This window comes from Streptomyces sp. T39 (assembly GCF_008042045.1).
Classification (GTDB): Bacteria; Actinomycetota; Actinomycetes; order Streptomycetales; family Streptomycetaceae; genus Streptomyces.
On sequence record NZ_RDBP01000108.1, the window covers coordinates 1 to 786 of the forward strand.

The window sequence follows — 786 nt, forward strand, 5'->3', positions numbered from 1 at the left end:
CTCAGGCGCAGGGGGTGCCGGACCCGGGGGGCCGGGGGCGGCCGGGCTCAGGCGTAGGTGTTGTGGTCGCTCCGGGCGCGGTCGCCGCGGGGCGTGCCCCGACCGCCGCGCCAGAGGACGACCGCCGCAGCGAGGGTCAGGATGCCGAGCCCGCCGGCGGCCGGGGCGAGCAGCGCGGACGCGTCGCCGTCGTCGCCGTCGGGGTCCGGGCCGGTGCCGAAGTACCGCTTGCCGTATCCGGCGACGGCCGCCGCCGGATCGGCGGGACGCAGCGAGCGGCCCGCGGTGATCGCCGCCGCCGGGTCCACGAACCCGTAGCCGTACGTGTCGTCGCGGCCCCCCTCGGGCGCGTCCCGGGCGGTGTCCCGCAGCAGCTTCTTGATCTGGGCGGGCGTCAGGCCGGGGTGCGCGGCGCGGACCAGGGCGACGGCACCCGAGACGAACGCGGCGGCGGCGCTGGTGCCCCAGCCCTGGTAGTACTTCCGGTCCGGGTCGGCGATCACCACGTCCACTCCGGGGGCGCTGACAGTGGCGTACCAGCGGCGGGTGGAGAAGGCTGCGTGGGTGCCGAACCGGTCGACGGCCGTCACGGCGATCACCCCGGGGTAGGCGGCCGGGTACGAGACGCGGTCGCCCTTCTCGCCGCCGTTGCCGGCGGAGGCGACGACGACGGAGCCCTTGGCCAGCGCGTACTGGACGGCGGCGTCCTCCCCGGGCTCGGGGTGGGCCGACTCGCTGTCGTCGCCGAGGGAGAGGTTGATGACGTCGGCGCCCTGGTCGGCGGCC

The 786-nt window shown here is 77.5% G+C and carries 1 protein-coding gene; it reads right to left on the minus strand.

The genetic code is table 11. From position 1 onward, the window contains the following. Positions 1–47: 47 nt before the first annotated feature. A partial coding sequence (locus EAO77_RS35620) for a S8 family serine peptidase (protein ID WP_147992459.1) occupies positions 48–786 on the minus strand: 739 nt, incomplete at its 5' end.